The organism is Halomonas sp. BDJS001 (assembly GCF_026104355.1).
GTDB lineage: Bacteria > Pseudomonadota > Gammaproteobacteria > Pseudomonadales > Halomonadaceae > Vreelandella.
The window spans coordinates 4519734-4542133 of the sequence record NZ_CP110535.1 but is presented as its reverse complement, the minus strand read 5'-3'; the positions used below and the strand labels follow the sequence as shown (position 1 = coordinate 4542133).

Sequence of the window (22400 nt, the reverse complement as noted above, 5' to 3'; positions counted from 1 at the left end):
CTCATCGCTCCCACAGTTCGGTATAGCGTGCTTGCCAAGGAGCAAGGCGCTGATAGCGCAGCGCCAAATCGAGCAGTAGGTCTTCCGACTGCCAGGGGCCAATCAGCTGCAGCCCGATGGGCAGGCCCTCATGTGATGGCTCCACCGGTAGGTTGATGGCAGGGTTGCCTGCGGCATTCACCCAGCCAGTGAATACCGCATGCCCTCGCGGGCCAACGGGCTGGCCGTCGATGGTCGGCGGGTAGGCTTGGCTGGCAGGCCAAGAAAGGGCGGCGATGCTGGGCATCAGCACCATGTCAGTGTCGGTAAATAGCGTATCCACCTGACGGCGCAGGCGAGATACAACATCAAGAATGTGCCACAACCGGCTGGCCGGCAGGCGGGCTCCAGCGTTGGCCATCTCCCGATACTTAGGCGACGCATGCTCCAGCCAAGAGGCATGCGTCTCGGCGAGGTGTGCCAGTCCAATCTGCCCGACTTCACTCCAGATCTCGTTAAGCGCTGCTAACGCCAGTGGGAGGGCATCAAATACGACCTCTAGGCCCATCCGGGAGAAAGTGTCGGCTGCCTTCTCAACCTGTCGGCGTATTTGAGGGTCGACAGGGCAGTCCGGCAACGAGGAGACACACAGGATGCGTGATGCCGTGGTTCGCCGACCAGGGTACTCCATCCATGATTGTCGATCTTCCAGGCAGGCGCCTTTGAGAACCTTCAGCATGAGGGCGGCATCTTCGACACAGCGTGCCAGGGGAGCAGCAACCTCGAAGTCGAGCAGTATTTGAGGAAAGCCATCGGCTCTGGGGATCGTTCCAATGGAGGGCTTTAGCCCGACCAGCCCGCAATGAGCGGCAGGCCGCCTGATAGACCCCCCACCGTCGGTGCCAAGCGCCAGCGGCCCTATGCCCGCGGCGACAGCCGCCGCGGCCCCGCCGCTCGAACCGCCCGGCGTCAACGCAGGGGCCCAAGGGCTCCCTGTCACGCCATACACCGGGTTGTCGGTATAACCTTCCAGGGTGAATTCCGGTGCGTTCGTCTTGGCGAATAGCACCGCCCCGGCTTGACGTAGCCTAGCAACGGGTAATTCGTCGTGGTCAGGAATCCAGTTGCGTAGGGCGGCCGTGCCCCAGGTTGCGGGTACGCCTGCCAACAAAAGATTATCCTTGATGCTGATGGGCACTCCGTCCAGCGGGCTCAGGGGCCTTCCCTCGCTGTAACGCATGCTGCTGCGTTCGGCGGCTTCATGAGCATCGTCGGCTAGAGCGATGACCGCATTGAGCTGAGGGTTAACGGCCTCCAAGCGGTCGAGAACAGCAGCCAGGGCCTCCTTTGGTGACCACTGTTTTGCGCGAAACCCGCGACCAGTTCCGTTGCCGTGCATTGCCAGAGGGCGGTCATCGCATGATCTCCGGCAGCCACGTGACCATCGCCGGTACGGCGATAATTAAGCCTGCAAACAACAGCATCAGCACTACGTATGGGAAGGCCCCCTTCATGACGTCGCTGATACTTCCATTGTCGGGACGAATGCCATGCACGACGAACAGGTTCATGCCGACCGGTGGGGTAATCAGCCCCAATTCGCACATCAAGACGACAAAAATGCCGAACCAGATCGGGTCGATACCCAAAGCGAGCGCCATGGGGTAGGTAATCGGAATGGTGGCGACCTGCATGGACAGCACATCCATGAACATGCCCAGCACCAGATAGAACACCACAAGCGCCAGCAGGAACATCACGGGTGTCAGGCCTAGAGAGGTCACCCAACTGGACATGGTGCTGGCCACGCCCGTCAAGCTGATAGTGAGGTTAAGGATGAAGGCGGCAGTGATGATCAGCAAAATCATCCCTGTTACCCGGGCCGTTTGGATAAAACAGATGCGCAGGGTGGGCCACGTCAGCTTGCGCTTGAGCCCGGCAAAGATCAGGGCTGTCACCACACCGAGGGCGGCAGACTCGGTGGCGGTGGCGAGGCCACTGTAAATACTACCCATGACAATAAAAAACACCACCAAGGGGGGGATCAGGTCAACAGAGGCGCTGATCCGTTCGCGCCAGCTGTAGTTTGCTTCTTTGCTCTCATGGCGTGTGCGCATAAGGCTGGACACGCCAATGTAGGCCATGAATAGCAGGGTCAGTGTGATGCCTGGGATGATACCCGCCATGAACAGTTGGCCAATGGAGGTGTTGGTGAGTGAACCATAGACGATCAAGTTGACGCTCGGCGGGATCAATATCCCCAAAGCACCACCAGCAGCCAAAGAGCCCAGTGATTGATTGACGGGATAACGTCGTTCATTCAACGATGGCAACGCCACTGTGCCAACGGTCGCCGCAGTGGCCACCGAGGAGCCGGAGGTCGCGGCGAATAGTGCGCAAGTACCGATGTTGGAGTGCAGCAGCCCGCCTGGCAGCCGCCCAAGCCATATCGACAATGAGCGATACATGCCATCGGCAATGCCTGCCCGCAGCAGAATCTCGCCGAGCAGCACGAATAGTGGTATGGACGTTAGCAGGCTGTCATTCTGTACTCCCCAGACGACTGGAGAGATGGAGTTCATAAAGGGCAGGCCGTAGGCCATGATGCCACCCATAATCCCAATAGCGGCCATCGATACCGCAATCGGCAGGCCCAGCAGCATCATGGCGATCATTAGTGCAAAGGCAATGAAGATATAGTCCAAACTCATAGTGATGGATCCCGCTGCCGTTGCGATGCACTATCCAGCTCATCCTCCAGTTCCTGTTTGGCGCTCTTGGGCTGGTACTCCTCGTCAAGACGGGCAAGCTTACCGCTGATAAGCAGCCATAGACTTTTCACAGCCAAGCCAATAGCCGCCAGCATGAAAATGGCCTGTCCGATATACCAAATGCTCTGAGGGTAGATGAGGGGCGTTGCCCAGGAGGTCTGAGCAACACTGCGATAGGCCAATGTGTCTCCGATGACATTCCAGGCCAAGTAGCCCAACAGGCCAGCGAAGCTGGCCATCAGGACGTTTGATAAGCAGTTGAGCACTGCCCTGAACAAGCGTGGCAGTCGTTCGTGGATGATATCAATTCGAATGTGGTTGCGACCAAACAGCGCCAGGGTGAACGCCAGGGTGGCGCCCACCGCCAAGGCATAGCCGCCCAATTCATGGGAGCCCTGAAGGGAGAACCCGAAGAGCTTACGCAGTAGTACCTCCAGCGTTATCAGCACCGAGAGGGCGAGGAAAATGGCACCGAAGATAACGGCCAGCATGTTTTCGAGTCGCTCGATCATGAAAGGCTCCTTGTTGGATTACTCGAGACCGATGACCGGCCCAACATTGGCTTCCCAGTTTGCCGAGCAATCTGGATTCGCCTGATCACAGATATCAGCCCAGGTCGGCAGCGAAATATTCAGGAGGGCCTCACGCACTTGAGCAAGGTCAGCTTCCGTTGGCGCGACATTCACTAAATCGTATTCAGTGCCGGTCTCGCACGGCTGCTGGCCGCTGTTGCAGTGAAGCGCATCGTTATAGAGCGACTCTGAATACTCCCAGATCTCATCGTTAAGCTCGTTAAAAGCAGCTTGAAGGGTGGCTTGCTGATCACTATCCAGCTGGGTCCAGGCGTTGAGGGATATAGCGTAACCGTTCATGGCACTGCCCATGCCCAGGGTTAGCTGATGCGTAGTGACCTCTGGCCAGCCTGCCGAGTTGGCAGAGCTAGGGCCAGTGATGGCGCAGTCTACAGCGCCAAGCGACAGTGCTTGATGCACCTCTGGGAAGCTCATCGGCACGGCCGTGGCGCCCGCGGACTCAACGAATTTGGCGAGGTTTTGGTCGTAAACGCGCACCTTTAGCCCCTCGATATCAGAGAAGCTGGAAACGGGTGCGTCACAAAACAGAATTTGCGGGCCGAACGGCCAAGCTCCGAGAAGCTTAACGTTAAAGCTCTCCTGAAGTTGCTCGTCAAGCACCGGCAAGTAGGCCTCTGTGACAGAACGAGCCGTCGCGTAATCAGGGTTCAGGCCCACTAGATCAAGCCCCGTCAGCACCGGTGCATCCCGTGAATTAGGCGACATTCGCAGCGAAACGAGATCGAAAAGCCCCGCTTTCATAATGCGCAACTGCTCGGTATCTTTGATGCCAGTCGTGTCGACAGGCTGGTAATTGATGTCGATGGGTAACCCAGTGCGTTCAGCAAAGTTCTCAAAGAACGGCTGCTCTTTCTGGCTCTGTATCTTGCCGGTCGCGAGGGGTTGGCCCAGCACTTTCCACTGAAAAGTGTTTTCTTGAGCGACTGCCGAGCCGATGAGTGAGACTGACAGTAAGCCAGCGGCAAGGAGAGTGGGTAGTCGTTGCATCTTGTCGTTCTCCAGCAGAGGGGATGAGGTTGTCAGGCATTGCTTCAGATTGAGAACAATCATGAGAACAATAAAAGACTCGATGCATGATGTGTGCCAGCTAACAGGTAATTGCTGAGCATCATTGATTTTTGTTGGCTGTTAGGCGCTAATGCTTGAGAGTACGCCGGAGTTGGGCGAATCTTGCTGGTGCATAAAAATGTCAAAATGCACTATTAAGTGGCAAATAGTTCGTTCTGGCGCGCGTGTTGACGTTGTTCGACGTAAGGCTGTCGAGCGATTTAAAATAATTTTGTACACAATATTGGAAACTGATAAATGCAAAATATGGAGGCTGGAAAGCCCACCATCGAAAGCATCGCCGAGCGCATCAACAATGCTGTGATGGAGCATCGACTGGCCCCAGGCAGCAAGCTTTCCGAAACACGCATGGCCACTGCCTTCAATGTCAGCCGTACCAAAATTCGCCAAGTGCTTGCTGTTCTGGCCAAGAAGAGGCTGGTAGAGGTATATCCCAACCGTGGAGCCTTCATCGCTAGCCCGACCGTGCAGGAGGCACGCGAGCTCTTTGCCACTCGCCGGTTACTGGAGCCGGAGATTATTCGCAATGTGATTTCGCGGGCGCAAAAGGCTGATCTAAAGCGTCTGCATGAGCACCTGGATAAAGAGAAGACGGCGCGACAGCAGAAGAACCGTCGGGCCATTATCCGCCTTTCTGGTGATTTTCATCTGCTATTAGCGCGGATCGCGGGGAACCGATATATCGAGAACATGATGGGAGAGCTGTGCCCGTTGACCTGCTTGATTATCGCTATGTACGACCTGCCCCAAACCCCCGCTTGTCCTGAAGACGAGCATGACCAGATCGTTGCGGCCATTGAAAGGCGTGATGAAAAGGCTGCCATTGAGCTGATGCTGCATCACTTGGAGCATATTGAGAGCGCGCTCAACCTAACCAGTAACCACCGTGACGATGTGGATTGGGATCAAATCCTTGGTTGAATAATTCCAGTAACAAGGTTCAGCTTGGCATGGTTCGTGCTTGTTTTTGTTGACAGTATTGTTTTCATCATTGTCGACGAATTTGTCTCGCTTCGCTTCATGGCGAAACGGGTGTTAACCAGGAGCTAAGCCATAGCCATGTCTCAATCCAGCATTCGATTCGGCGTCCTTACGCCTTCATCCAATACCGCCTTAGAGCCGCTGACGTGCGCTATGCTCGCCGATATCGAACCGGTGAGTGCTCACTTTTCTCGCTTTCGCGTCACTCAAATTTCGCTTGAACCTGAAGCATTGGGTCAATTTGATGATCGCCCTATCCTCGCGGCTGCCAAGCTATTAGCCGATGCCAAGGTCGATGTGATCGGTTGGAGTGGCACTTCAGCCGGCTGGCTAGGTTTCGAGCATGATGTCGAACTCTGTCAGCGCATTGAGGAGGTGACCAATATCCCGGCGACGTCTTCAATTCTGGCGCTTAACGAACGCCTTAAAGAAGACAGCATTTCAAAGCTAGGTCTTGTATCGCCGTATGTTGCCAATGTTCAGTCACGTATTGTCGATAATTATCAAGGTATTGGGATTAGCTGCGTTGCGGAGAGCCATCTTAACATCAGCGATAACTTTGCTTTTGCCGAGGTAAGCCAGGCTTGCTTAACCGATCAGGTCGAGACCGTGGCTAAAGCTTCTCCTCAAGCCATTGTTACTTACTGCACCAACCTGAATGCTGCCCATCTGGTGACCGACTGGGAATCGAGGTTGGGGATTCCGGTACTGGATACGACGGCTACCGTCGTCTGGAAAATGCTGCGCATGACGGGGGTCGACCCGAGGGAAGTGCGTGGTTGGGGCAGTTTGTTCAGTAAGGAGGCTTGATATGGCGAACTTTGATTGCATCATTCGCAATGCTCGCTGTGCAACGGCGTCAGATGTGTTCGATGCCGATATCGGCATCGTCGACGGTATTATCACTGCTCTAGGCAAAAGGCTGAGTGGGGGTGAAAAAGAAATCGATGCTGGCGGACGATGGGTATTGCCTGGAGGTATCGATGGACACTGCCACTTTGACCAACCCACCGAAGATGGCACCGTCATGGCCGACGATTTCCTCTCCGGAACGCGTTCGGCAGCCTGTGGGGGCACGACAACGGTTATCCCCTTTGCCCTGCAGCGTAAGGGGCAAAGCCTGCGCGAGGCGGTGGAGGACTACCACCGCAGGGCAGAAGGCAAAGCTACGATTGATTATGCCTTCCATCTGATAGTGACCGACCCTACACCTCATGTGCTAGACGAGGAATTGCCAGCGCTCATTGCGGAGGGCTATACCTCTTTCAAAATCTACATGACCTATGACGATCTCAAGCTAGCTGATCGTCAAATTATCGATGTACTCGCGGTGGCGCGCGAGGAGGGCGCGCTAGTGATGGTTCATGCTGAAAATGCAGACTGCATTTCTTGGCTAACCGAACGACTTCTTCGGGCAGGAAAGACCGCGCCTCGTTATCACGCCGAGTCACGTCCCATGCTTGCCGAACGAGAGGCGACTCAGCGAGCTATTACATTCGCAGAGTTAGTCGATGTGCCAATTCTGATTGTCCACGTCTCAGGGCGAGAAGCTATTGAGCAGATACGGTGGGCGCAAGGGAACGGCTTACGCATCTATGGCGAAACCTGCCCTCAGTATCTCTTTCTTACCGCTGAGGATCTAGGCGGCGAGGATGACGTTGAAGGGGTTAAGTGTATTTGTAGTCCGCCCCCTCGAGATAAGGCTAATCAGAAGGTGGTTTGGGACGCATTAGAGTCAGGAACCTTCCATGTATTTTCTTCGGATCATGCCCCTTTCCGTTTTTCTGGTCATGATGGGAAGCTTGCCACGGATAGCGCGCCTAGCTTTGATAAGGTAGCCAACGGAATTCCAGGCGTTGAGACACGTCTCGGCTTACTCTTTTCGCATGGTGTTGAAAAAGGGCGCATTGATATCAACCAGTTCGTTGCCCTGACATCAACGAACGTGGCCAAGATGTATGGGCTTTATCCGCGAAAGGGGACCATTGCGATTGGGGCGGATGCTGACCTGATAATATGGGAAACCGGCGGCCAAAAGGTAATCAATAACAACGATCTTCATCATAATGTTGATTACACCCCCTACGAGGGCATTGAGATTAATGCGTGGCCGCTCATAACGATGAGCCGGGGACGCGTTGTATGGCGGGATGGCCAATACTTAGGTCAGCCTGATCTAGGTAAATTTCTGCCTTGTGCTCGACCAACAATGGCCACTCCGAAGCCCTTTTGGGAGGAGCGTTGATGGAAAGTTCTAACACTTTTCTTAGCAAGGCATTAGTCGACGCATGGCGTAGTGGCAAAGTATTGGGCGCTGCCGACGCAAAGCGCTTGGCTCCGGAAACGGATCAGGCGGCTTATCGTATACAGCATGAAGTCGGTGAGGCTTTAGGATGGTTTGCCAACGACAAACCAAAAGCTTGGAAAGTAGGTGGGACGCTACAACGACCCACTGCTTCACCTATAGCAGATCTGCACATGGTGAAGGATCCGTTCGCTATGGCCTATAGCGAACGCCATACTATGATCGGTATAGAGGTGGAGTTGGCTATACAGCTCGAGTCGCCCTTACCGCATGGGTCGACGTTGCGGGATGCATACAAAGCGGTAGGGTCGGTAATGGCTGCTATCGAAATTTGCGACGTTCGCGCCGAGTGTTGGCAGGAACTGCCAGATAGGTTCCTACTGGCTGACCATCAAATGAATCGTTGTTTGATACTGGGCGAGGCTGTTAAAAGCGGCTGGAACCCACATTATGCAAACAGCATCGTTAGTATTAAAAGCAATAAGCGTGATATTAAAGGTAAGGAACTACGTCATCCTCTAGCCGATCCGTTAAGTTTACTCCCTTGGTTGGCAAAACATGCCGCATCACAATATCCGCCGGGACTTCGGGCGGGTGACATTATCACGACAGGGACTTGGGCTGGCATTTTTGAGGCTCATCCTGGTGAAATAGTTAAGGCTAGCTTTAGCGATATTGGTGAGGTTTGCTTCTCATTAGAGCAGTAACCTGAGATCCTGAATTAAAGAGTTGTTAGTGCAATGAAATTTGAGTCTACGATGGCGGTTTTTGAGACCGCCATATACCGCTTCGCTAAAATCTATCCCCTTCCGCGGATAATTGGAATCAGGAACAAAGATCTTACCCAGCAACAGTAGACACTAGTGTAAGCGATCATTCGGGCTTCAAACCTCTGGGCTGATTATTCCAAGGGCACTTGGAAGCTGGTGGGTAGTTAAAATTGGAAGCAAATAAGAAATCCCGTATAGACTCGTGGAAGCCAAGAGGCGGGAGTTGAGTTTAAGATCCAGTTAACCCGCAATTCTGCTGTCACTAAGAAAGCACTTCACTCATTAGCTAATTTCGGCGGAAATAAAGTGGCTATAGTGAGGAGAATGCCAATGTGGTGAGCAAGGCAGTCAACGCGCCCTCACCTCAGTTCACTCGTTCCCTAGGAACCTGACGCAGATGGCTAGCCGTTTGGCCACTAGGCAGGGCGGCAATCATATCAGCCGCTTCTAGCAGTTTCGGTAGGTCAATACCGGTAGTGACTCCACCGCCCTGTAGGGCATATAACAGATCCTCAGTGGCGGTGTTACCCGTGGCGCCCGGCGCGAATGGGCATCCACCAAGTCCTGCGCAAGCGGTGTCGACTGCTGTGGCGCCATGACTTATGGCGAAAAGGGCATTCGCTACCCCCATGCCAAACGTATTATGGCCGTGGAAGGCCCAGTCCACTCCTGCGCTGGCATGCCGTTCGCGCAATTGCGTGAAATAGTCGGCTACCTGGTAGGGTGTGGCTCGTCCGGTCGTGTCACAAAGCGCTACCTCTAGGGGCAAGGCCGCAATAAGCTCAAGTGCGCTGCTGAGAATACGATCAACTTGTTGCCAGCTAATGGTGCCTTCGAAGGGACAGTCGAAGCTGGTGCCAAGGTCAAGGCGCAGTCGGCTACCCTCGGCGCGGCGCATACGCTCAATCACCTGGTATAGTTCTTGAAGTGACTCGGCGGTGCTGCGACGCACATTACTTTGGTTGTGGGATTCCGATACCGATACGACATAGACGATTTCGCGAATGCCGTGCTCCAACGCTAGTTCTGCACCCTTGAGGTTGGGCACTAGGGCAGAAAAACGTACACCTGGCCGGTCAGCAAACGCCTTTACTAACTTGCCGGTATCGGCCATTTGGGGAATGGCCTTGGGGCTTACGAAAGAGCCAATCTCCAAGCGAGTGACGCCTGCATCTAGTATTGCCTGGATACAGCGCTGCTTATCGGCAGTGGGCAGTATGTCGCGTATCGATTGAAAACCGTCTCGTGGTGCAACCTCGACAAGCTCAATACTGGATGGCGGCGATAGGGGCGTCATTATCTGTTCTCCGCTGGTTGCTCCAAGGAGTGACGAAAGCGCTGAGCGGCACAGGCAGCGTCAATGAGGAACTGTAACCCCAGGGCGGCGAAGCCGATGGGTAGCAGTGCATAGGGGTAAACCATTGGCGTTCCCAGCGAGCTTGAGACACGCTCGCTGTACTCAAACGCCTGCATCGTCATGATGCCGCCACGCCATACGAGAATTATGCAAAACAGCATGCCCAACAGGCCCGTCGTCAGGTCGATGAAGGCGCGGATACGCGTTGGCAGCTTATCTTTAAAGAAGGTAATACGGATATGGGCGTCGTGACGCTGTGCTTCGGCGGCGCCAATCACCGCTAGGTAAACCAGGAGAAAGGAGTTGATCTCCAGGCTCCAGCTAGTGGGGGCCGCGAAGACATATCGCATGGTGGCGTCATAGCAGATAGACACCATCATGAAGACCAACACTGCCATGGATGTCCAGCGTAGAACGGCCAATAGGCCGTCCCAGCTACGCATTGCCATTGTTGTCATTTCACTCTCCCTTAAGCGTTGCCAAGGGCCAGCGCGATGGCGCGATCGCCGACCTCCTCACCGACTTCTTCCTTCCAGTGATCCCAGACGTCCTGGACGCCGGCATTGAAGGCTTCAAGGTCTTCATCGGAAGGCTCGATAATCTCCACCCCTGCCTCCTCAATCTGGGGCCAGTACTCGTTGGGGTAAATGTCGTTGTTGCAGTGCTCAATGAAGTTCTCGTCGTACCAGTCAGCTGCCTGCTGTAGTACGGCGCGCGCCTCGTCGTCAAGGTTGTCCCAGGTGTCCCGCAGCATGAAGGGAGCAACCGAGAAACCGGTGATCGGCAGCTTGTAACAGACCTGCAACTGCTCCTGGAGGCTGCGGCCGATCACCGTTGAGATATTGAATACCCCGGCGTCGACGGTTCCTCGTTGCAGTGCCATATAGGTCTCTGAGGAGGGAATACGGGTCGCCCCCACGCTGTAAGGCTCAAAGGCCTTGGTGGCCTCAAAACCGACGATGCGAATCTTCTTCCCGCGTACATCCTCAAGGCGGCGGATGGGGCTAGCCTCGGTGCTCCACAGATACTCCGGTTCAAGGATTCCGCCACCGGAGGTGAGCATGTAGAGGTTGTCCTCTGCCAATACCTCGTTGATCAGCTCCATCAGCGGGCTTCCCTGGCGCAGGCGCTCCGGGTGGCGATAGAGCTCGCCCACTACCCCAGGCAAACCGGTGACGCCCAGTATCGGGATAGAGCGGGTGACGTAGGAGAAGGTATGGAACATGAAGTCGATGCTGCGCGCTCGCAGCGCTGGCAGCTGTTCGTCTACTTTGAGCAGTTGGCCAGAGTCGTAAAACTCCACCGAGAGGGTATCGCCTCCCTGCTCTGTGAGCATCTCCACGAAGCGATTGGAGCCATAGGTCAATGCTTTGTAGGAGTCGGGCAGGTAGGTGACGCCCGTCAGCGTGGTGGCGGCGTAGCTGCGGGGGGCCAGCAGGCTCTGGGTGCCAAACAGCGTGGCACCGGCGGTGGCGAAGGTGCCGTACTTCAGCACTTGGCGGCGAGACAGTGTCATGGTGAATCTCCTGATTGTTGTTGTAAGAGGCTGTTGTATGAGTCTGAGTAAAGGTTTGTTGTGATGCACCTCTGTAACGTTGCACTTCACTGACGTTGAAACACCGGGGCTACATCAGCCCCGGCAACCACAGGCTGAGGCCGGGGAAGAATACAAACAGCATCAGCACGAGGAACTGAACGGCGACAAATGGCAGTGCGCTTTTGATGATTTCTTCCACTGAGAGCTCGGGGCAGACCCCACGCAGCGCGTAGAGGTTAAGCCCCACTGGGGGAGTGACCACGGCAATCTCAAGGTTGAGCACCATCACGATACCGAACCACAGTGGGTCGTAGCCCAGGGCGGTGACCAGAGGCAGCAGTACTGGGGTGGTCACCACGATCAGCGACACGGCATCGACGATCATGCCCAGCAGAATCAACAGCAGCATCACCGCCACCAGAATCGCCCAAGCGGGCAGACCGGTGGCGGTGAGTGCCTCGGTGAGGAGCTGCGGTACTCGCACCATGTTGAGATAGTCGCCGAAGATCTTGGCACAGCCGATAATGAGTAGGATGGCACCGCTGACGCGCGCAGTTGTCGCCAGTATCTCCAGAAACTTACTCCAGCTGAGACTGCGAAATATCAGGGTGGCGATCAAAAAGGCACCACCTGCGCCAATGCCCGCGGCTTCACTGGGCGTGGCGAGGCCCGAGTAGATCGAGCCCAGCACGGCCACCACCAACAGCGCAGCGTGCCAGATGTTAGCCAGGCTCGCCCAGCGCTCTTTCCAGGTAAAACGCTCCTTACTGGCGGGCGCCTCTTCAGGGTTCAGCAGCACTCGAATGTAGATGAACAGTGATAATGCTAACGCGAGCACAATGCCGGGCACGATGCCGCCGATAAATAGATCCGCCACCGAGACGCTAGAGACGGCACCATAGATAATAAAGGGCACACTGGGTGGAATCAGCATGGCCAGTGCACCAGCACTAACGACAGCACCGGCGGCCAACGATCGGCTATAACCGCGCTGGAGCATCTGTGGTACGGCAATCGAACCCACTGCCGCAACGCCCGCTAGGCTCACCCCTGATACGGCGCCGAACATTGCCGAAGCCCCCACCGAAGAGATCGCTAGACTCCCCCGCAGCCAGTTGAGCCAGCGCACGGCGGCAGTGAAAAGACTCGACCCCACCGGTGTAGCCCCCAGAAAATTACCCATCAGAATAAAGAGTGGCAGGGCAATCAGCTCAAAGGCATTAAGCTGTCCAAATAGTGACGTGGGGGCGAAAAAAAACGCCATTGAGCCGCGCGCCATATAGAGGCCGACCAACCCGGATAAGCCCAGGGCTAGGAAAATAGGGAAGCCGATGACAATCAGCCCGACTAAAATGGCAAGAACGATAATGGGATCCATGATGCTCTCCCCCTCAGATCACGTTGTCGGCGCGAAGAGCGTCGAGAGTATCGGCTGAGAGCGCCAGCCAGTCGGCGAGGATTGTATGGGTATGCTCGCCCAGGGCAGGGCCGACGCTACGTACTTTACCTGGGGTGCTGGAGAGTCGTGGGAAAACATTTTGCATCGGCAGTGGGCGGCCCTGGCGATCAGGCACCGCTACGATCGACTCACGCGCCTGGAAGTGTGGATCGTCAAGCATATCGGGGGCTCGGTAGACTAACCCTGCGGGCACCCCCGCCTCGGCGAGGATATCCACGATATGAGAAGCGTCGTGCTGCTGGGTCCAGGCCGCAACAAGGTCGTCGATAGCCTGCTGGTTCTCCCCCCGTGCACGATGGGTCGCGTAGTCAGGATGGTCGGCCAGGCGAGGTTGCCCCATGGCCTCACAGAGGCGGCGGAAGACGGTGTCCTGATTGGCGCCGATAATAACGTCGCGCCCGTCACGGGCTGGGTAAGCATTTGAGGGGGCAATTTTGGGTAAGAAGCTACCGCTGCGCTCGCGGATTTTTCCCGCCCGGGCATACTCAGGAATTAAGTTCTCCATCATGGCCAGGACAGACTCAAATATCGAGCTATCGACCACTTGCCCTTGTCCGCTTCGCTCGCGCTGATGAAGGGCCATCATGGTGCCTAGCGCAGCGTGCAAGCCCGCCAGCGTGTCGCCAATTGAGATGCCAACACGCACTGGAGGGCGATCAGGGTAGCCGCTTAAATAGCGTAGCCCACCCATGGCTTCGCATACTGAAGCGAACCCCGCCCGGGTTGCGTAAGGGCCATCTTGGCCAAAGCCCGTGACCCGAACCATGACCAGCTTTGGGTTGTGGCGCGAGAGTTCGTCGTAGCTTAGTCCCCAGCGCTCCATGGTGCCGGGGCGAAAGTTTTCGATGATGACATCAGCATGCGTCGCTAATTGACGCAACACGTCTTGCCCGCGCTGCTGACGAAGATCGAGGGTCAGCGATTGTTTGTTGCGGCCAATCACGTTCCACCACAATGGGTCGCCACTCTCCTGGTCGGCTTCTCCCCACTGCCGCATAGCATCCCCCTTACCAGGAGGCTCGACTTTCACTACCTCAGCACCAAAATCTGCAAGCACTTGGCCGCAATAGGGCCCTGCGATGAGTTGTCCTAGCTCAAGAACCTTAATGTTCTCAAGGGGGAGCGGGGAGGGCGTGTCTTGTTGTCTCATTGTTATTCTTAGACCTCTGTATAATCAACCAATGTCTCTTTAACCGGAGGGGGGATTGGTGTGCGGGACGTGTAACGCCTGCGCAGCCAGCAAATGGGCGCGCATTACATTCTCAGCCCATTCGGGACTGCCAGCAGTGATTGCCTCCAGAATCTCGCGGTGGTGACGCATGCTGCGGCGAAGGTTGGCAAGGTCATAGTTGCCGAAGTTGCGATGGATGACCGATGTGCGAACAACATTTTCGAGCAAGTTTGCTAATCGTTGGTTGTTGCTAGCGAGAATCAGCGTTCGGTGAAATTCGTGATTAAGTGACGCAATGCCGTTGCGGGATTCAGCGTTTGTGTCGACCTGTTCGGTGAGCGCTTCCATTTGAGTCGCTAGGGTTTCTAAAGACGTAAAGCATGACTTGCTTATCTGTGTGGAGGCTAAGCGAACCGCTAAGGGCTCTAGTACCAAACGTAATTCGAATACTTCGCGAGCATCTTTCGCCGTCCAAGCCACCACGCGTGAGCCACGATGGGGAATGGCTTCGAGCCAACCTTCCGACACCAACTCCCGCAGCGCCTCACGCACGGGTGTACGGCTGACGTTAAGCTCACTGGCTACACTCGTTTCGCGAAGGTACTCATTTGCCTGGTAATGGCCATTTAGAATCCGCCGCTTGATCACATCGTGAACCCTAGCCGTGGCGGTCTGAACTACTTTTGAGGCGTTTGCGGGTATAGCGTCCATCGTTTCGCGCCCAAAGTTGCATACAATTTCAAGATAGATCACAATTTTAGGGGTTAAGAACTAGACTTTAGTCTTTTTTGTATGCAATCTTCGCTGGGCAGTTCGGCTCCCAGTGGCTGAGACAGTTGTTGAAATAGTTGTTAAAATAGCGGCTGAAACCAGCCTCCGAAACGAGAGTTGCCGGTTCAACTTCTGCCGGGCGAGCCAAATTGCAAAAAAGGGCCTGCGATTTCTCGCAAGCCCTTTTTGGGGTGTGACCAAATGGCACGCCCCCTACCCAGTAATCAAACTTGAGCTTTTCTTTTCTCAATGACTATATTAAAGCTATAATACGCAAGATATACGTTTAAGGGTTATCTTAAATAAAATTTAAAATATAGGAATTTAGACTATGGCGTCGGTACTGAGTGATTATCTCAAAAAAGAGCAGATGTTAAAGCAGCTACAAGAAGAGCTGCAAGCACTGGAAAATAACAGTGAGCTAAAAAAAGAGCTTGAATTCAAAGAAAGACTGCAAGCGCTCATGACGGAGCACGGAAAATTAGCGCGCGACGTATGTGAAATGCTTGACCCAACTTACCGCTCCAAACCAGCAAAAACTGGCAAGGTAAGCACAAGCAGCACGGATGGTCGTAAAAAGCGCCCCTTGAAGGTATACAAGAACCCACACACGGGCGAAGTGGTGGAAACCCGTGGCGGGAATCATAAAGTCATTCAAGAGTGGAAAGCAGAATTTGGTAATGAAGAAGTGGTCAGTTGGGTTGTGAAAGAAATCGCGTAATAAACCTGATGTTTACTTCGGGGGTTGCCAGCCTGGCAAAATAACCTCTTAAAACGCTCACTGAGCCTGCTCAGTGAGCGAAAATTTATCTAAGCGCTGTGTTCCCTCGTTTTATTAAGCTGAATCTAATTTCTCGATAGATCTCCCCTGAGGATAGGTATTTCTATTCGGCTAAGGCCACCCAATCTCCACGCCTCGACTGGATTGCTACTCTCTGGCACCTTAAATGACCCCCAAACCACTCGATAAGTGGTTGTGTACACAGCCCCATTCCCTATAACAATCTTCGCATCAATGTGAAATCGACGCTTTTGCTCTTGCATTAATGCATCGTCAAATTCTGATGTCGTTTCAATCTCCGCTATACCGTTATCCCTGCATGCTTCATGGAAGGCAGCGAATTCTTCCTCATAATATAAATCGGGTTCAATTTTCCGCTGGTGCATTGAAAGATGCCTCTCTTATCACCATCGCAGATCGCTTGAACAGCTGCTTCGACCATACCGGTGGCTGTCTCGCTATACACTTCATCCGCCCAGGCAGAAGAGGATCGCAGCAAAGAAAGTGCCGTAGCGGTCGAAAGAGAGATTAAATAGGTTTTTTACCATTGCCTTTCCCTTTATTATTTAGCCCCGCTCTGCAAGCAACAGAGCATAAGGCAGGGCTTGTGATGACCGTATAGGCGTTAGGGGTGCTTCCCTACTGGTTGCTAGCGTGCTTCTACAGCAATTTGTAAGGTTGCAGTTTTTGACTCCAAACTACATCAGCAAATAACCAAGATACCCAAATCCGTGCTGGGGGAAGGCGGCTTCTTCTAATATTATGGATAGTGGGCTGGCTCGCAAATTTAACTTTACTAATGCAAGGTGCGCCGTTGGCGGGGGCTACTGTGATGATATTAATGCAAAGCTCGCCATGTCTCGTAATCTGCTGCCTACCCTTCAATAGTATGAAGCCGTGATGGCTTTTCGTGAGTTCATGCAGCTTAGTGTGGCCCTGAATTCACATTAATTCAGTTTTATTTCTATTATCTTCTTATGCCTAGATTATCGAGCCTCTAACTTAAACAATGCTCTAGGACTTGTATCAAGAATGTGCTGGCGATCATCAGCATCGCTAATCCAGTCACTGAGCCATCCGTAAGTATCGCGGTAAGTATGCTTATCCTCATGGCGCGTCCACGGCCAGTCACTGCCCCACACCAGCCGGTCACGCCCAAGGTGATCCAACAAAGCCTGAACATGGGGTTTGAGGTTAATTACGGGGGAGCGATAGGGAGCTGATAGCTTTACCCACGTGCGTCCTGCCTGTCCGGCCTCAAGCAGCAGGCGGCACCCTGGGTCTTGCAGCGGGGCGGCATCGACAGGGAGTCCGATATGATCGATGACCAACTTCACGCCATGCTCATGCAGCGCTGGAAAAATTTCAGGCAGCCGGTTTCCTTCCAGGTGTAACTCAAGATGCCAGTCCATGGCTTTGAGATGATCCAGAAAGTCTATCCATTGAGGATCACTGAGGTTTGGCAATGCACTTCGCCCCTCAATAAGGTTCCACCGCACGCCCACAATGCCTGCAGCATCAAGAGCGGCTATTTCCTCAAGCGTTGTCTCCTTGGCGAGCTGAACGACTCCGCGGTAGGAGTGATCAAGCTTGGCAAGCATTTCAAGCAGTTGCCGGTTGTCATTGCCTAGGAAGCTTGGTTGCACCAATACGCCACCGCTTAACCGGCAACTTTCGAGGTTTTTTTGCCAATCCAAGAGCGGGGCAGGTCGTGAGGGGCTGTAGTTAGATCCTTTGACGTTCTTAACAGGCCCGTAAGCATGAGCATGACAATCAAAACCTAATTTCACTTTTGGCCCCTCATAACGTTATATCTGGAGATTTCACATCAGCTAACTTGTTATACATAAGTCTAGTTCTCTAGAGAACTGGTTGACTAGAAGTATACACGGGTCTTCAATGACCTCAAGAAATCAAAGTTAACCACTGGGTGGCCCTATGCAAGCCAAGTTCTCTGCGAATACGGACGGAAGATTACCCCTGTATGCCAAACTCCGTGACCAATTAGGGTCAAGGATCGCCAATGGTGAGTGGAAACCAGGCGATATGATCCCCTCGGAGAACCGTTTAGCCGAAGAGTATGGCGTTGCTTTGGCAACCATGCGAATGGCGTTGAAGCAGTTAGTCGATGAAGGGCTGTTAGATCGTCGGCGTGGCACCGGCACCTTCGTTAAGCAACCTGCTTTCCGAGCCGATCTGTTTCGCTTCTTCCATGTACATGACGTGGACGATCCAGATGTACCCGTCATTCCAGAAAGCCGAATTCTTAGCTGCCATGAAGTGCCGCTTCCCGCTGAGGTACAGAAAGCCTTTGGTGAGGACTCAGTCAGCCATTGCATAAAACTGGAACGTGTTCGCCTTTGGTCAGGTGACCCACTGCTGTTTGAAGAAATTTATCTACGCCTACCCGATTTCAATGGGCTCTTGTCGCTAAACCCAAAAGCGATGGGCCCTTTGTTGTATCCCGTATTTCTGGAGGAATTCGGGATTTTGATCTCGTCAGCAACCGACGAGCTGTCGTTCGGCGCTGCCACTGAGGCCAGTGCAAACCATCTAGAACTAGCCACTGGGGCACCGGTCGCCGCCATCCAGCGCATTGCCCGCAACCCCGCCGGAAGAGTCATCGAGTTTCGCCGGGTACACGGACGCCCCGAGCGATTCCGCTACCGTGTCACGCTCGGTGATCAACCCGCATGAGATTGCATTTGATGCACGCCTTGCCACCCTGCATTTCCAGAAAAGGTAACTAACAATGAAAACATTCCAGCTTACGTCTGCTGTCGCACTATCAGCGTTGACCGCTATGCCTGTCATGGCTGACGACTACCCGAATCGTCCCATCGAAATCATCGTACCGGCACCCGCTGGTGGCGGCACTGACAACGTTGCCCGCATGCTCAATCAGTACCTGCAGGAGGCGTTAGGAGAGTCATTGGCCGTGCTAAATGTCGCCGGAGGAGGTTGTGCCATTGGAGTCAACCAGATTGCCCGTGCTAGGCCCGATGGCTACACGCTGCTTTCCACCTGGAATAGTCCTATTACCACTGTGCCGCATATGCAGCGTGTTCAGTACTCCTACGAGACATTGACCCCCATCACCAGCACTTCGCAGAGCGCCTACACCATGTGTGTAGCCCCCGACTTTCCCGCTGAAACAGGCGAGGAATTCCTTGCCGAGCTACAGAGTCACCCCGGTCAATATACCTACGGCAATGATGGAGTCGGTGGAACCATGCGCTTGGCAGCAGAGCGTATCTTCGAAGCCTATGACATTGAGGCCCGCCCTATTCCATTTGGCGGCGCTGGCGAGACCCTCCAAAACTTCCTGGGTGGGCATGTGGATATCTACGGTGGCTCCATCACACCCGTGCTTCCCTATGTGGAGGATGGCAAGGCGAAGTGTCTACTTGTCACTTCAGCCGACGATAACGAGGCCCTTCCTCAGGCATCAGGCTTAGCAGCACTCGGCCATCCTGAACTGGAAACTGTGCTATGGCGCATGATGCTGGCACCGGAGGGCATGGATGAGCAGCGCGTTAATGTCATCGCCGATGCCGTCGCTAGAGCCGTCGAACATCCTGAGTTCCAAACGTTCCTGGCATCTCAAGGCGAGACGCTTAATCTCGTACGCGGTGAAGAGCTCCGTGAGCGTTTGCATCAGGAAACCGAAGCGATTGGTGAGACACTCGAAAAACTTGGGCTTAAGAAAAACTAATTCATCGCGTACTGGACGGTAATTTGCTCATGAACTTCAGAGATATTATCTCTGGCATCGCCTTCCTCATCTTTGGCTGCACGGTGGTCTGGGTGGGGAGTGGCTTTGATGCTGGTGCAGCTTATGTGCCTATGGGGGTTGGTATTCTGATGTGTCTGTTCTCACTTCCTCTGATGCTTAAAGGCGCTGTGCAGGCATTAGGAGCAGGGGAGACGAGCACTGCGGAATCACCTCTAATCGACCATCCTGGACGGTTTATGGCAACCGTTGCCTGTTGCCTGATCTATTACCTGGCTATGCCAACCGTGGGTTTTTACTCCACTAGCACCCTGTTCATCGTACTCCTGGCCCTGGTGCTGGGTGAGAGGCGCCCTATTGTGGTTCTAGGGATTACGGTGGGCTTCATCGCCCTCTTATACGGGTTATTTGCGCTGGTGCTGAAACGACCCTTGCCCGTCGAATTTTTCCTGGTTTCCTAAATAGGGTGGCACGCTATGTTTGATTCCTTATTCAACGCCTTGCCCGTGGCCCTGCAGTTTGGTTCCTTGGTCAGTCTTTTCGTCGGTACGCTGGTGGGGATTTTGATCGGTGCGCTACCTGGCCTCAATCCGGTCATGGCCATTGCGCTTATGCTGCCACTGACTTATGGGTTTGATCCTGTGATTGCGCTAGGGTTGGTGGCCGGTATCTACAATGGCTCGATGTACGGTGGCGCCATTCCGGCCATCTTATTAAAAATTCCCGGCACGCCAGCGGCCATTGCAACCACCTTCGACGGTTACCCGATGACCCGCAATGGGCAGGGCGGGCTGGCGCTCAAGACGGCGTGCTGGTCGTCAGCCGTTGGTGGCATTATCAGCGCCATCGCGTTGATGACGTTAGCGCCGTTGTTGGCTCAGGTCACGCTGGCTTTTGGGCCTACGGAGTACTTCTGGGTCGCCGTTTTCGGCCTTGTCAGCATCGCCGTATTGGTCGGCAGCGATATCAGCAAAGGCATGCTCAGCGCCCTACTGGGCGTCATCATCGGTCTGGTCGGCGTTGACACTATCAGTGGTGCGGAGCGCTATACGTTCGATTCGCTTTATTTAAGTGGGGGCTTCGACCTGATTATCGTGCTCATCGGCCTTTACGCAATCCCGCCAGTGCTGGAAATGGCCGAAAAGCGCAACGCGACCTACTACGATGCGGGAAGCTTCAAAGTCGATGCGAGTGGAAATGCACTGACATTGATACGTCAGCACTGGCGCACTTGGACACGCTCATCGCTGATAGGTGTGAGTGTGGGCATTTTGCCAGGTGCGGGTGGCAATCTGGCGGCCTTGCTGAGTTATAACGAAGCGAAGCGCAAATCCGCTAACCCCGACTCTTTCGGTCAGGGGAATCCCGTGGGGGTTGCCGCGGCTGAATCAGGTAACAGTGCCGATAATGCTTCTGCAATGATTCCATCTCTAACACTAGGGATTCCTGGCAACCTGGTCGCCGCCTTAGTGCTTGGTGCGCTGATGATTCATGGCCTTCAGCCTGGCCCGCAACTGTTTACGAAGTCGCCTGATGTGGTCTTCGGTTTCATGTGGCAGATGCTAATAACGGCGATGCTACTGCTGTTACTGGGCGGCATGGTGGCTACCCGCCTGTTTGCTCAGGTCTTGCGCATGCCGACCGCCCTGTTGGTTCCCACCACCTTGGTGCTAATGGCGGTGGGGGGTGTATACCGTCAAAGGGAACATGATGGATCTATATGTCATGTTAGCTTTTGGCTTGATCGGCTATCTACTCCATCGACTCGCCTTCCCGCTTGCGCCAGTAGTGCTGGGGGTGCTGCTAGGGCCAATGGCGGAGCAGAACTTACGCTTGGCAATGCTGCTCTCCCAAGATGACGTGGGTTCCCTCTTTACTCGTCCTATCTCGCAAGGGATTATCGCGCTACTGCTGTTGGTCGTATTTTCACAGGTTTGGAAAACGCTACGCAAAGGCCGTCAGCGTTAACTGCGTTACGAAGAGACTCCACAGATTTATTGTCGAACTTTGTGTGCGGCAGTCAGGCAAACATTCATAGCTGACTGCCGGTATCGGTCATAACCACTAACGACTGCGCCTTTTGATCTGATACATATGACTGTCGGCACGGCTTAGCAGGGTATCGGCGTCTTCCCCGTCGGCGGGGTAGCAGGCCACGCCGATGCTGCAGGATGGCATTCTGACCTCGCCGAATTCAGCGCCTAGTGGCTCGTTCATGACAGCGAGTATCTGCTCTATCTTTTCCTCAACGGCAGTCGTCGACTGGATGTCCGTTAACAGCACCGTGAATTCATCACCGCCCATGCGGGCCACCGTGTCCGTCTCACGTACACAGCGTTCCAATCGTCTGGCTACCGTGCAGAGGATTCTATCTCCCACGGCGTGCCCGTGGACATCATTGATGACTTTGAAGTCATTGATGTCCAGAAACAGCAGCGCCAGACTGCTCTGATAGCGATGGGCCGTGCTCAGGCCCAAGGTAAGGCGGTCATAGAAGAGCGCTCTGTTGGTCAACTTTGTCAGTGGATCATGGTGGGCGAGGTAGCGTAACTCTTCCTCGGCCTGCATAAGCGCTGTGACGTTGCGCGCGACACCGACCCGCACTTCCTCTGCTTCGTACCAGCGGGCAGACCACAGGATATGCACGATACCGCCGTCTTTGCGGATATAGCGGTTGCGGTAATCAATATGGGGCTTACCGCTCATCACACGAACAATGGAGTCCCGCGTTGCGGCTAAATCGTCAGGGTGCATGTAGTTCGTGATTAGAGTGCCGATCAACTCTTGAGGAAGGTAACCGAGCAGCGACTCACAGGCATCACTCACGAAGACGATTTGGTTGTCTTTATCGACCACGAAGACGGTGTCCAGCATCAGGTGAATCAGTTTGGGGTAAAGGGCTTGCAGGTCGACGGCCATAGGCTGGATTCATCCGGTTTACATTCCTCGACTATAGAGCAAACGCTAATGTGACGATAAAAAATTCTATAAACGTTGTAATGAAGCGCGGCCATACTGACTGCGCAATCGGTGGTGCCTTTGCCCCAAAACGATAAGGCGCATCATTCAAATTTAATTTTACTGACATCGCCCCGTCATTTAATACCCGCAACCTGCTTAATGT

Annotated in this window: 21 protein-coding genes and 1 pseudogene; 10 read left to right on the top strand and 12 right to left on the bottom strand. The window is 54.2% G+C overall.

Annotated features, from left to right (window positions below; genetic code table 11):
* Nucleotide 1: 1 nt before the first annotated feature.
* From OM794_RS21055 to OM794_RS21040, 4 genes are read right to left on the bottom strand one after another with little or no spacing between them, the layout of a single operon-like run.
* Nucleotides 2-1378 (bottom strand): amidase, encoded by a 1377-nt coding sequence (locus OM794_RS21055; RefSeq protein ID WP_265154024.1) that lies wholly within the window; start codon nucleotides 1376-1378, stop codon nucleotides 2-4.
* A 13-nt stretch (nucleotides 1379-1391) separates the two neighbouring features.
* Nucleotides 1392-2690, bottom strand: coding sequence for a TRAP transporter large permease (locus tag OM794_RS21050; RefSeq protein WP_265154023.1), 1299 nt, complete (start codon nucleotides 2688-2690; stop codon nucleotides 1392-1394).
* Nucleotides 2687-3262 (bottom strand): TRAP transporter small permease subunit, encoded by a 576-nt coding sequence (locus tag OM794_RS21045; protein ID WP_226246515.1) that lies wholly within the window; start codon nucleotides 3260-3262, stop codon nucleotides 2687-2689. Before OM794_RS21045 ends, OM794_RS21050 begins: the two co-directional genes overlap by 4 nt.
* Before the next feature lie 18 nt (nucleotides 3263-3280).
* Complete coding sequence (locus tag OM794_RS21040) at nucleotides 3281-4330, bottom strand: TRAP transporter substrate-binding protein (protein ID WP_226246516.1); 1050 nt, start codon at nucleotides 4328-4330, stop codon at nucleotides 3281-3283.
* A gap of 318 nt (nucleotides 4331-4648) precedes the next feature.
* Between OM794_RS21040 and OM794_RS21035 the strand changes: the two genes are divergently transcribed.
* From OM794_RS21035 to OM794_RS21020, 4 genes are all read left to right on the top strand, one after another.
* On the top strand, nucleotides 4649-5332 hold the full coding sequence (locus OM794_RS21035; protein WP_226246517.1) for a GntR family transcriptional regulator: 684 nt from the start codon (nucleotides 4649-4651) through the stop codon (nucleotides 5330-5332).
* A 138-nt stretch (nucleotides 5333-5470) separates the two neighbouring features.
* Complete coding sequence (locus OM794_RS21030) at nucleotides 5471-6202, top strand: aspartate/glutamate racemase family protein (protein WP_226246518.1); 732 nt, start codon at nucleotides 5471-5473, stop codon at nucleotides 6200-6202.
* Nucleotide 6203: 1 nt separating this feature from the next.
* The gene (gene hydA, locus OM794_RS21025) at nucleotides 6204-7637 is read left to right on the top strand and encodes a dihydropyrimidinase (protein WP_226246519.1); all 1434 of its coding nucleotides are present in this window, start codon (nucleotides 6204-6206) and stop codon (nucleotides 7635-7637) included.
* A complete protein-coding gene (locus OM794_RS21020; protein WP_226246520.1) occupies nucleotides 7637-8404 on the top strand; it encodes a fumarylacetoacetate hydrolase family protein in 768 nt (255 codons plus the stop codon). The genes hydA and OM794_RS21020 overlap by 1 nt, the downstream gene beginning before the upstream one ends.
* A 427-nt stretch (nucleotides 8405-8831) precedes the next feature.
* Here the strand turns inward: OM794_RS21020 and OM794_RS21015 are convergent, their stop codons facing one another.
* The 6 genes from OM794_RS21015 to OM794_RS20990 all read right to left on the bottom strand — a co-directional run bounded on the left by OM794_RS21015 (nucleotide 8832) and on the right by OM794_RS20990 (nucleotide 14702).
* A complete protein-coding gene (locus tag OM794_RS21015; protein ID WP_226246521.1) occupies nucleotides 8832-9764 on the bottom strand; it encodes a hydroxymethylglutaryl-CoA lyase in 933 nt (310 codons plus the stop codon).
* Entirely contained in the window at nucleotides 9764-10282 is a 519-nt protein-coding gene (locus OM794_RS21010; protein WP_226246522.1) for a TRAP transporter small permease, read from the bottom strand. Before OM794_RS21010 ends, OM794_RS21015 begins: the two co-directional genes overlap by 1 nt.
* Before the next feature lie 11 nt (nucleotides 10283-10293).
* On the bottom strand, nucleotides 10294-11340 hold the full coding sequence (locus OM794_RS21005) for a TRAP transporter substrate-binding protein (RefSeq protein WP_226246523.1): 1047 nt from the start codon (nucleotides 11338-11340) through the stop codon (nucleotides 10294-10296).
* A gap of 109 nt (nucleotides 11341-11449) precedes the next feature.
* Nucleotides 11450-12739, bottom strand: a complete 1290-nt coding sequence (locus tag OM794_RS21000) for a TRAP transporter large permease (protein WP_226246524.1) — start codon at nucleotides 12737-12739, stop codon at nucleotides 11450-11452.
* A 13-nt stretch (nucleotides 12740-12752) separates the two neighbouring features.
* On the bottom strand, nucleotides 12753-13970 hold the full coding sequence (locus tag OM794_RS20995; protein ID WP_226246525.1) for a CaiB/BaiF CoA transferase family protein: 1218 nt from the start codon (nucleotides 13968-13970) through the stop codon (nucleotides 12753-12755).
* A 39-nt stretch (nucleotides 13971-14009) separates the two neighbouring features.
* Nucleotides 14010-14702, bottom strand: a complete 693-nt coding sequence (locus OM794_RS20990) for a GntR family transcriptional regulator (protein WP_226246526.1) — start codon at nucleotides 14700-14702, stop codon at nucleotides 14010-14012.
* Between the two features lie 391 nt (nucleotides 14703-15093).
* On the opposite strand from OM794_RS20990, the gene OM794_RS20985 reads away from it, so the two are divergent.
* Nucleotides 15094-15483, top strand: a complete 390-nt coding sequence (locus OM794_RS20985) for a histone-like nucleoid-structuring protein, MvaT/MvaU family (RefSeq protein WP_226246527.1) — start codon at nucleotides 15094-15096, stop codon at nucleotides 15481-15483.
* A gap of 1046 nt (nucleotides 15484-16529) precedes the next feature.
* Here OM794_RS20985 and OM794_RS20980 read toward each other — a convergent pair.
* Nucleotides 16530-17333 carry an amidohydrolase family protein gene (locus OM794_RS20980; RefSeq protein WP_226246528.1) on the bottom strand — a complete coding sequence of 268 codons (804 nt, stop codon included), beginning with the start codon at nucleotides 17331-17333 and terminating at the stop codon, nucleotides 16530-16532.
* Between the two features lie 148 nt (nucleotides 17334-17481).
* Between OM794_RS20980 and OM794_RS20975 the strand changes: the two genes are divergently transcribed.
* The 5 genes and pseudogenes from OM794_RS20975 to OM794_RS23440 all read left to right on the top strand — a co-directional run bounded on the left by OM794_RS20975 (nucleotide 17482) and on the right by OM794_RS23440 (nucleotide 21244).
* Nucleotides 17482-18240 carry a GntR family transcriptional regulator gene (locus OM794_RS20975; protein WP_226246529.1) on the top strand — a complete coding sequence of 253 codons (759 nt, stop codon included), beginning with the start codon at nucleotides 17482-17484 and terminating at the stop codon, nucleotides 18238-18240.
* Between the two features lie 55 nt (nucleotides 18241-18295).
* On the top strand, nucleotides 18296-19258 hold the full coding sequence (locus OM794_RS20970; protein WP_226246530.1) for a Bug family tripartite tricarboxylate transporter substrate binding protein: 963 nt from the start codon (nucleotides 18296-18298) through the stop codon (nucleotides 19256-19258).
* A gap of 29 nt (nucleotides 19259-19287) precedes the next feature.
* A complete protein-coding gene (locus OM794_RS20965) occupies nucleotides 19288-19737 on the top strand; it encodes a tripartite tricarboxylate transporter TctB family protein (protein WP_226246531.1) in 450 nt (149 codons plus the stop codon).
* A gap of 15 nt (nucleotides 19738-19752) precedes the next feature.
* A pseudogene (locus OM794_RS20960) lies at nucleotides 19753-20910 on the top strand (tripartite tricarboxylate transporter permease); the annotation flags it as partial.
* 73 nt (nucleotides 20911-20983) lie between these two features.
* On the top strand, nucleotides 20984-21244 hold the full coding sequence (locus tag OM794_RS23440) for a hypothetical protein (RefSeq protein WP_413927723.1): 261 nt from the start codon (nucleotides 20984-20986) through the stop codon (nucleotides 21242-21244).
* A 96-nt stretch (nucleotides 21245-21340) separates the two neighbouring features.
* Here OM794_RS23440 and OM794_RS20955 read toward each other — a convergent pair whose 3' ends face one another.
* Entirely contained in the window at nucleotides 21341-22195 is an 855-nt protein-coding gene (locus OM794_RS20955; protein WP_226246533.1) for a sensor domain-containing diguanylate cyclase, read from the bottom strand.
* Nucleotides 22196-22400 lie beyond the last annotated feature (205 nt).